We start from the raw sequence: 10,143 nt of genomic DNA on the forward strand, positions 1-10,143 counted from the left end.
GCTAGCCGGGCGGCAACCCTCTCCCGTAGCGGGGTGCCCCAGATGATGATCTGGCCTCAACGTTACGAGGCAAGTACGGCGCGAACGCGCCACCTGCACGAAGGCCACCACCGAACGCAGAAGGCAAAAAGGAGGCGGCGCGCGGGGTGCAGGGTACAAACCCGATCGTCCCCGATCATTCGCGAAAGGAAAATCGATGGCTGAGCAGAAGAAGCGCATCGTAGTCAACGCATTCGAGATGACCTGCATCGGTCACCAGAGCTTCGACCTCTGGCGTCACCCGCGCTCCCGCGCAACCGAGTACAACACCATCAAGTACTGGACTGACCTGGCTAAGACCCTTGAGCGCGGCCTGTTCGACGCCGTGTTCATCGCTGACGTGGTCGGTATCTACGACGTGTACAAGAACTCTGCCGCTCCCGCCATCGAGGGTGCCGCTCAGGTTCCCGTGAATGACCCCGCAACCCAGATTTCCGCAATGGCTGCAGTGACCGAGCACCTCGGCTTCGGCGTGACCGCTGCCGCTACTTTCGAGCAGCCCTACACCCTGGCTCGCCGCTACGCCTCCCTCGACCACCTCACTGAGGGCCGCGTCGGCTTCAACGTGGTGACCTCCTACCTGCCCTCGGCTGCTGAGAACCAGGGCCTGCCCACCCAGATCCCGCACGACGAGCGCTACGATATCGCTGACGAGTTCCTGGACGTCTGCTACAAGCTGTGGGAAGGCTCCTGGGAAGACGGCGCAGTCGTCAAGGACCGCGAGCGCGGCATCTACGCTGACCCCTCCAAGGTTCACCCGATTGGTCACAAGGGCAAGTACTTCTCCGTGCCCGGCATCTCCCTGACCGAGCCGAGCCCGCAGCGCACCCCCGTGATTTTCCAGGCTGGCGCATCCAGCCGCGGCCAGAAGTTCTCCGGTAAGCACGCTGAGGCTGTGTTCATCAGCGCCCTGCGCCCCGACCTGACCCGCGTTGTGACCGACCGCATCCGTGCATCTGCCGAGGAGCAGGGCCGTAGCCGCGACGACGTCAAGATTCTCGCAATGCTCTCCGTCATCGTGGATGAGACCGAAGAGAAGGCAAAGGCAAAGTACGAGGAGTACAAGAAGTACATCAACCTCGAATCTGCACAGGCTATTATCGGCGGCTGGTCCGGCGTTGACCTGTCCCAGTTCGACGAGGACGAGGTCCTGAACTACGTGCAGACCGAGTCGATTCAGTCCTTCCTGACCCCCTTCACCCTGCAGGCGAAGGACAAGAAGTGGACCCGCAAGGCCATCGCTGAGCACACCACCATCGGTGGCATGGGCGAGGTCATCGTGGGTGACCCGGTTCAGGTTGCTGACGAGCTCGAGCGCTGGATTGACGAGGGTGGCCTGGACGGCATCAACCTCGCGTACCACGTCTCCCCGGGTTCCTTCGAGGACTTCATCGAGTACGTTGTGCCCGAGCTGCAGAAGCGCGGCCGCTACCGCACCGAGTACGAGGGCAACACCCTGCGTGAGAACATCTTCGGTAAGGGCCACACCAAGGTCGCTGACAGCCACCCGGCTGCTAAGTACCGCGGCGCATACGTGGGTAAGCCTTCCGCGGCTGACACCCCGGCTCGCGCAATCGCTGAATAAGCGTTGCCGCTGATGCGTACCGTGTAGGTTCGCTCAAACTTAACGATTGAAAACAAGAACGCCCGTTCTGCTGAGGACTGTGTCCTCGGCGGAGCGGGCGTTTCTCTGCGCTGTGCTTTCTCTATACTGGGTGGCATGACTGAACTAAACCATGATGACCGCTGCCCCTGCTCGAGCGGCGAGGTGTACGGCGCCTGCTGCGGCAGGTTCCTGGGCGAGTTTGCCGCCTCCGGCACGCTGACTGCGCCTGCGCCGGAGCAGCTGATGCGCTCGCGTTTTACCGCCTTTGCGGTTGGCGATGCGGCGTACCTGTTGGCGAGCTGGCATCCGAGCACTCGCCCGGGCACCCTGGAGTTGGAGGACGATATCCGCTGGTATCGCCTGGATATTCTGGGTGCTTCGGGTGGTCCCTTTGACGCCTCCGGTACGGTGGAGTTTATCGCCTACTACCGTTCGGTGCCGGGCACTCCTGCGGAGGAGCGGGTGAAGGGCAGTATGCATGAGCTGTCGCGCTTTGAGAAGGTGGACGGCGCCTGGTTCTATGTGGATGGTGACGTCCGCTAACTCTAGCTCTCGTCGCCCCTGTCTCGTGCAGGGTGCGGGCACATAAAGAAATGGCAGAATCATTCCGAAACCGGAATGATTCTGCCATTCTTCGTATATGCCCCTCAAAGAGGCGATTATCGGGAGTTAGCGGACTTAGTGGGTCCAGCCGTTAATGATGCCCATACCGAAGTAAATCACGAACACCGCGGACACCAGGTACATCAGCCAGTGCACGTCCTTGCCGCGGCCCTGCACCAGGCGAATGAAGGTGTAGGACACGAAGCCGGCACCAATACCGTTCGCAATCGAGTACGACAGCGGCATGAAAATAATGGTCAGGAACGCCGGGATGCCCAGACCCCAGTCGGTCCAGTCAATGTTCACGGCCTGGCGGATCATCAGGAAGCCGACCACAACCAGTGCGGGGGCAACCGCCTCGAAGGGAACGATGGTGACCAGCGGCGAGATGAAAATCGCCAGCAGGAACAGCACACCGGTCACAATGTTCGCGAAACCGGTGCGTGCACCCGCACCAATACCGGTAGCGGACTCCACGAAAATCTGGTTCGCCGAACCGGACGCGCCACCACCAACAACGGAACCGAAAGCGTCCACGAGCAGGACCTTGTCGATGTCCTCAACCTTGCCGTCCTTCATGGTGCCAGCCTCGGCGGCAAGACCCACCGAAACACCCATCGCGTCGAAGAACACGGACAGCAGAATGGTGAACACCAGCAGCGACGCAGCCAGCGGGCCGATGTGGGTGAACGCGCCGAACAGGTCAGCGGAACCGATGAGGGAGAAGTTCGGGGTGGTGAACTTCATGTCAGCCAGGGAGGGCACGTTCAGGGACCAGCCGGTTGCCGCCTTCTGCACGGAACCGGAGGGGACAACCGCCTCCAGAATCAGGGACAGTGCGGTGGAGGCGAGTACACCCCACAGGATCGCGCCCTTCACGTTACGGATGAACAGGGCGATGGTCAGGAACAGGCCGAAGAGGAAGACCAGGGTGGGCCAGCCGAGCAGGTGACCGCCCGCGCCGAGGGTCACCGGAACGGTGGAGCCGGCAGCGTCAGGCATGCGGCGGATAATGCCGGAATCGACCAGACCGATAAAGGAAATGAAGAAGCCGATACCGACCACGATCGCGGTCTTGAGCGATTCGGGGACCGCCTCAAACACCGCGGTACGGAAGCCGGTGAGCACCAGAACGGTCATGATCAGACCGGCAAGAACGACCAGGCCCATGATGTCTGCCCAGGTCAGGTTCGGGGTGGTGGCAATGGTGGAGGCGAGCAGCGCGTTCACGCCCAGGCCTGCCGCCATCGCGAAGGGCTGCTTGGCGATAACGCCCATGAGGATGGTCATGACGCCTGCGACCAGTGCGGTCACAGCGGCGACGGGTGCGATGCCGAGGGTACGCTCGGAAGCGTCGGCACCGGTACCGATGATGAGGGGGTTCAGCACCACGATGTAGCTCATGGCGAAGAATGCGGCGAGGCCGCCGCGGAATTCTGCGGCGATGGAGGAGCCGCGTTCGGAAATCTTGAAGTAGCGGTCGAGCGCACTGGTGGGTGCTGCCGCCTTCGGGGTTTCAGACATGTGAGGATCCGTTGATGTTGTTCGGTGTGTACTGTTGCGCCGCCGGTTTCACGGGTGAAAGCCATGCCGGGCGCCACAATGGTTCAACCATTGTAGGCGCCGCCGCTCAGCTTGTGCCGGTGAAACGCGTTGTGTGCGGCGGTTCAGTCGGTGATGTGGTGTTTCCCCGCCCGCAGCCGGCGCAAGAACCAGACTCGGTAGCTGGGGCCAGGGGGGCAAGGGGAGAATAGCTCAGGGCGGGGTACCGGCAACCCGAAGGTGCCGGTACCCCGCCCTGATGGTGCCCGCGCCTCCACGTGGGAGGGTGAGGCACCCGATGTATTTAGTGCATCCAGCCGGTAATCAGGCCGTTAGCGAAGAAGATGAGGAACACTGCGGAAACCACGTACATGAGCCAGTGAACTTCCTTGCCGCGACCCTGCACCAGGCGGATGAAGACGTAGGACAGGAAGCCTGCGCCGATACCGTCCGCGATGGAGTATGCCAGGGGCATGAAGATGATGGTCATGAACGCGGGGATACCGAGGCCCCAGTCGTTCCAGTCGATGTTCACTGCCTGGCGGATCATCAGGAAGCCAACGAACACCATTGCGGGTGCAACAGCTTCGAAGGGCACGATGGTGACCAGCGGGGTCAGGAAGATCGCGATCAGGAAGAGCACACCGGTGACGATGTTTGCGAAGCCGGTGCGTGCGCCCGCGCCGATACCGGTTGCGGACTCCACGAAGATCTGGCTTGCGGAGGAGGAGGTGCCACCGCCGGCTACGGAGCCGAGGGCGTCCACGAGCAGGACCTTGTCGACGTTCTCGATCTGACCGTCCTTGATGGTGCCTGCTTCGGTCGCGAGACCGACGGAGGTGCCCATTGCGTCGAAGAACGCGGAGATGAGGATGGTGAAGATCAGCAGAACGGCAGCCATGCCGCCGAGAGTGCCGAAGGCTGCGAACAGGTCAGCGGAGCCGAACAGCGAGAAGTCGGGCAGCTTGCTGGTGCTGGAGTCCCAGACGGGGACGTTCAGGGACCAGCCGGTGGGGGACTCCAGGGAGCTGCCGGAGGGCACGACCTTCTCCAGGATGATGGAGAGGGCGGTGGAGGCGAGCACGCCGTAGAGGATTGCACCCTTCACATTGCGGATGAACAGCGCAATGGTGAGGAACAGGCCGAACAGGAAGACCAGGGTGGGCCAGCCGAGCAGGTGGCCGCTCACGCCGAAGGAGACGGGCACGGTGGAACCGGCTGCGTCGGGCATGCGGCGGATGATACCCGCATTAACGAGGCCGATGAAGGCGATGAAGAAGCCGATACCGACGACGATTGCGACCTTGAGCGATTCGGGGACCGCGTTGAACACTGCGGTGCGGAAACCGGTCAGCACGAGGATGGTCATCAGCACACCAGCCCAGACGACGAGGCCCATGATGGCGGGCCAGGTCAGTCCGGGGGTGGAGGCGATGGTGGTTGCCAGCAGCGCGTTCACGCCTAGGCCTGCCGCCATGGCGAAGGGCTGCTTGGCGATGACGCCCATGAGGATGGTCATGACGCCTGCGACCAGTGCGGTCATTGCTGCGACCTGCGGCACGCCGAGCGCGTTGCCGGATGCGTCCTTGCCGAGGCCGATGATGAGGGGGTTCAGCACGACAATGTAGCTCATCGCAAAGAAGGTGGCGAGGCCGCCTCGGAATTCTGCTGCGATGGTGGAGCCACGTTCGCTGATTTTGAAGTAACGGTCCAGTGCGCCCTTGGCTTCTGCCTTGGGGTTCTGGGGAGCCGCGGTGTTCTCAGAAGACATTCGTGAAAATCCGTAGATACTCTTAGTAGGGGCGGGCGCCGGGGTTCCGGACCCGCATAAAAAAGTGCCACTTCCCGGTGTGTTGGGGAGGTGACACTGTTGTTACCGAAATATTCTACGGTTAAAGTTTCTCTGAGCGTTAATCCAGGAAATTCCCAGCTTTCGTTCAGAGGGTCTGTCTTGGGCGGCGTTATAGGCGGTAATTATCTCTCACCCTGCGCGAACAACGATGACATATTAAGTTAGTGAACCCTAACCCCCTGATATATTCGAGGTGAAACAACGCGTCGCCGGATGCAGGGTTCAGTGTGGTGAGCCTTTTTCGGCATAGATAAGAAGGAGTCCACCGTGACTGAAACTCCCCAGGAAAACACTGCAGTCCCCGCTGAAAACCAGCCCGCTGAAAACCAGCCCGCCGAGAACTACCCCGCCGCAGAATCCCTGCCGGTACGCCAGCGCGCCGTCGTGGCAACCGACCGACCTGCACGTTACATCAAGCAGCTCGGGTCGCACATGGGCCGCAAGCTCGGCACCGCAGAACTGCCCGACGGCCTGCGCCTCACCTTCAACCGCGACGGCATCTTCCGCGGCTACGGCGACCTGCGCGCAACCGACGGTGCACTCGTCATGGAGGTGCGCGCCGATAGCGACGAACAGGCCGCCCGCCTGGCGGATGTGCTGGACCGCCACCTGGTCCGCTTCGGTGAGCGCGAGGAACTGGTCGTGAACTTTGAGGCGGTATCCGCCTCCTAGTCCCTGCTTTCTAGTCTTCGTTACCCTGCCCCACCCTCCTGCATCTCGGAGGGCGGGGCAGTTTTTATGCCCGCTACGTGCGGAGGCGCCCGGAACCGACCGCGCCGCCCCTCCCCGGATTAGGTAACATCCCCGGATTAGGTGACAGAAAATTGTCCTATTTAGTGGGCGAAGACATATAAGCCCCCGAACACCCGTCAATCCCCGGTAAAATAGGCAGGAAGTGAACACTAAGCTCACCGCCTGTTCGCGCCGCACCGGGCGCCCCGCGGTGAACTTCGAAAGGAAGATTTTCGTGTCTGAAGCAGCACGCCCCCTGCGCGTCGCCGTTATTGGTGCAGGTCCCGCCGGTATTTACACCGCCGACATCCTCACCAAGTCTGAAGAGGTCCGCACCGGCGCCGTCGAGGTCGCCATCGACATCTTCGACCGCTACCCCGCCCCCTTCGGCCTGATCCGCTACGGTGTGGCACCGGATCACCCCCGTATTAAGGGCATCATCACCGCACTGCACAAAGTCCTGGACCGCGGCGACATCCGTTTCTTCGGCAACGTCGAATACGGCAAGGACCTGACCCTCGCCGACCTGCGCGAACACTACGACGCCATCATCTTCGCAACCGGCGCGATTTTCGATGCACCCCTGAACATTGAGGGCATCGATCTGGACGGCTCCTACGGCGCAGCAGACTTCGTCTCCTGGTACGACGGCCACCCCGACTACCCCCGCACCTGGCCGCTCGAAGCTGAGCAGGTTGCAGTGCTCGGTAACGGCAACGTCGCCCTGGACGTTTCCCGAATCCTCTCCAAGCACGCTGACGACCTGCTCGTCACCGAAATCCCCGACAACGTCTACCAGGGCCTGAAGGCTTCCCCCGTGACCGACGTGCACGTCTTCGGTCGCCGCGGCCCCGCACAGATGAAGTTCACCCCGCTCGAGCTGCGCGAACTCGCACACTCCCGCGACGTGGACATCGTCCTGTACGAAGAGGACTTCCAGTTCGACGAGGCTTCCGAAGAAGCAATGGAGAAGAACGCACAGACCAAGGTCATGATGAAGACCCTGCGCGGCTGGCTGGAAGACCAGAAGAACAACGAGCAGACCGCATCCCGCCGCCTGCACCTGCACTTCCTGCAGTCCCCGCACGAAATCCTCGGCGAAGACGGCAAGGTCGTAGGCCTGCGCATGGAGCGCAACAAGCTCGACGGCAACGGCGGCATCATCGGCACCGGCGAGTACGTGGACTACCCCGTACAGGCTGTCTACCGCGCAATCGGCTACTTCGGTTCCGAACTGCCCGAAATCGGTTACGACGACAAGCGTGGCGTCATCACCAACGTTGAGGGTCGCGTCGTGGACGAGAACGGCGAGGTCGTTCCCGGCCTGTACGCATCCGGTTGGATCAAGCGCGGCCCCGTCGGCCTGATTGGCTCCACCAAGTCTGACGCACTGGAAACCATCACCCACCTGCTCGAGGACCGCGAGAACCTCTACACCGCACCCGAGCCGGAGGCAGAGGCATTCAGCGCATACCTGGACTCGAAGGGCATCAAGTACACCACCTGGGAAGGCTGGCACCGCCTGGATGACCACGAGAAGGCACTGGGCGCAGTATCCAAGGACGCAGCCGGTGAGCCTCGCGCCCGCGTGAAGGTTGTGGACCGCGACGAGATGATCAACATCTCCCGCGGCGAGTAATCCTTCCGTCTAGTACGTAGAACATAGAAATCGACCCCGTACCGTGAGCCGGTGCGGGGTCGATTTTTGTCTGTATATAAGGAAGGCATATAAGGATGCGGGGGAGCGGTAGGGAAGAGCTGTGCGTCTCCCGGTGCTATGGCACGCTCACCCGAAAGAGGGGTTAAAGAAACCCACCCCGCACCATGAGGTCATGCGGGGTGGGCTGGGTAGGTGCCGAAGACACTCGAGGACATACCCTCCGGCTACCCGGACGCGCAGCGAGCCCATGCAGTGACTCCACGTGCGGCGCATCCCTTAACGGGGTCTAGAAAGCTAAAGAAACACCAAGATTAGCTCTCTAAACAAGCGCATAGCCGTACGGTGTGTAGACTATGCACACTTTTTGAGGACGTCTTCAATGCCCAGAATGGCCTTGAGTACGGTTTCAGTTTCGGTACCCAGCTTTTTGCGGGCTTCACCAGAAATGACAGCCTTCACGATGTTCTTGAAGGTCTTCCACTGCTTGAAGGCGTTAACGAGTGCCTTAATAAGCTTGTAAATGGCGATGCCCAGCTGAATGACAAACTTTGCAATACTGACAACGCAGGCGATAACACCAACGGGGGAGAGCGCTGCGTGGGCACGTCCATCAGACTTGCGGACAGCGGCCTTAGCGCTTGCAATCTGACGGCCTGCGTCAGTGCCCTGGACGGTGGTCAGGTTGCCCAGTGCGCTCTCAATGCCGCTATTAACGCGGTTGGAGGATCCAGGCTTCGCATACTTCAAACGGGCAGGTACCTGCTCCAGGCGGCGCAGAATCAGCTTGAGCTGCTGGTCGGCAGTCATTGCCTTCTGCGGATGTGCCATCTGCTGTGCCTGCGCTGCGGGTGCAGCTGCACAGCCGAGAGCGATGGTTGCGGTGCCTACGCCCAGTGCACGGAATGCCGAGCGACGGTTCATCGTTGCGGACACTGGATCCCCCTTCGGATCTCTATGCGGTTTATCGGTGCTGTAATGTGCGGTGACTTTACGTCTGGGGCTCCGGAAGTGGCCCCGTGCAAGGCCCGGAAGTGACCTCACGCCCTCTATAGTACGGTGCTCAAAGAGGGGGCTTCAAGCCATTTCAGGGGGTATTTTCAGCTGGCTTTCATCTGTCCTTGTCAATCGCTAGAGGTTTATCAAATCTTTATATTTCTGTGTCGTCATAATTCCATATTTACTTGCACGGAGAGAAAAATACGCATCTGACAAGCCGGTTTATTGTATTCCCAAGAGTGAATATTTGCATCTACGTGCATTCTGGTCTGTAGTTGCTTTGCGCGGCACATTTTTGAGGGCTCCGGGGAGGCTGGGGTGAACCCCCTAAAGAGGTGTTGCTGTGCACTCTCTTGCAGATATTTGCACCCAGGGTAGCGTCTTGCCTGCATGTCCTATATAAGCGCATAGAAAGTTGTCGAAAATTTTTTGGAGATATTTTGGAGGCTTTTTGGGCTGCTGTGAGGCGGATTAAGGGGCTGGATGCGGGTACTTGGAATTCTTCTGAGGGGCTGCTCGGGTATCTTCTGGGCATCTTCGGAGCATCCCGAACTCTCTTCGGGGTATCTTCGGAACAAAATTTTGGAAGAATCTGAAGAAAATCCGCAGAAATCTGAGCAGTAAGTGGGGCTCCCTCGAAGCTCCTGCGGGCACCCAAAAGCCGCTAAAACCCCTCCAAAACCCCCTGATTTGGGGTGTTGTGAAGAAATTTTAAAATTTTTTGAAGTTTTTCTGAATCCTCATTGACAAGCTCAAATACATATGTGCCAGGCTATAAATGGTCGAAAATGGGGGTCAAAATCGGGCAAAATCGAACAAAACGGTTTGCGCACCTCCTCAGACCTGTCATAGACTAGTGGAGGTTCGAACGACGGGATGAAGAAAACGGAACCTGTTCGATCGACTAGGCCCCCATCGTCTAGCGGCCTAGGACGCCGCCCTTTCACGGCGGTAGCACGGGTTCAAATCCCGTTGGGGGTACTTGCAAATCTCACGATTTGCAAAGCCAAGTTTGATGAGATAGAATCTATTTCTGTTGATTCCAACAAGGCCCCGTAGCGCAGTTGGTTAGCGCGCCGCCCTGTCACGGCGGAGGTCGCGGGTTCAAGTCCC

The 10,143-nt window shown here is 60.1% G+C and carries 7 protein-coding genes, 1 tRNA gene and 1 riboswitch; of the genes, 5 read left to right on the forward strand and 3 right to left on the reverse strand.

The features are described 5' to 3' along the window. Positions 1-82: riboswitch (SAM riboswitch) on the forward strand. This riboswitch is flagged as partial in the annotation. A 114-nt stretch (positions 83-196) separates the two neighbouring features. Together RWL87_RS08795 and RWL87_RS08800 are read left to right on the forward strand one after the other, a co-directional pair. Continuing rightward, entirely contained in the window at positions 197-1,624 is a 1,428-nt protein-coding gene (locus RWL87_RS08795) for an LLM class flavin-dependent oxidoreductase (protein ID WP_313969629.1), read from the forward strand. A gap of 135 nt (positions 1,625-1,759) precedes the next feature. Next, positions 1,760-2,188, forward strand: a complete 429-nt coding sequence (locus RWL87_RS08800; RefSeq protein WP_303949528.1) for a YchJ family protein — start codon at positions 1,760-1,762, stop codon at positions 2,186-2,188. Between the two features lie 135 nt (positions 2,189-2,323). Here RWL87_RS08800 and RWL87_RS08805 read toward each other — a convergent pair whose 3' ends face one another. Both RWL87_RS08805 and RWL87_RS08810 read right to left on the reverse strand, forming a co-directional pair. Then, a complete protein-coding gene (locus RWL87_RS08805; RefSeq protein ID WP_313969630.1) occupies positions 2,324-3,772 on the reverse strand; it encodes an NCS2 family permease in 1,449 nt (482 codons plus the stop codon). 322 nt (positions 3,773-4,094) lie between these two features. Then, positions 4,095-5,561, reverse strand: coding sequence for an NCS2 family permease (locus RWL87_RS08810; RefSeq protein WP_303987581.1), 1,467 nt, complete (start codon positions 5,559-5,561; stop codon positions 4,095-4,097). Positions 5,562-5,909: 348 nt separating this feature from the next. On the opposite strand from RWL87_RS08810, the gene RWL87_RS08815 reads away from it, so the two are divergent. Then, the gene (locus tag RWL87_RS08815) at positions 5,910-6,314 is read left to right on the forward strand and encodes a DUF2218 domain-containing protein (RefSeq protein ID WP_313969631.1); all 405 of its coding nucleotides are present in this window, start codon (positions 5,910-5,912) and stop codon (positions 6,312-6,314) included. A 295-nt stretch (positions 6,315-6,609) separates the two neighbouring features. Beyond that, on the forward strand, positions 6,610-8,013 hold the full coding sequence (locus tag RWL87_RS08820) for an FAD-dependent oxidoreductase (RefSeq protein WP_313969632.1): 1,404 nt from the start codon (positions 6,610-6,612) through the stop codon (positions 8,011-8,013). 372 nt (positions 8,014-8,385) lie between these two features. Here the strand turns inward: RWL87_RS08820 and RWL87_RS08825 are convergent, their stop codons facing one another. Then, entirely contained in the window at positions 8,386-8,967 is a 582-nt protein-coding gene (locus RWL87_RS08825; protein WP_313969633.1) for a hypothetical protein, read from the reverse strand. A 971-nt stretch (positions 8,968-9,938) separates the two neighbouring features. On the opposite strand from RWL87_RS08825, the gene RWL87_RS08830 reads away from it, so the two are divergent. After that, positions 9,939-10,011, forward strand: a tRNA-Glu gene (locus RWL87_RS08830). The last annotated feature ends 132 nt before the right edge of the window (positions 10,012-10,143 follow it).

It is taken from the genome of uncultured Rothia sp. (assembly GCF_963555405.1).
Lineage (GTDB): Bacteria > Actinomycetota > Actinomycetes > Actinomycetales > Micrococcaceae > Rothia.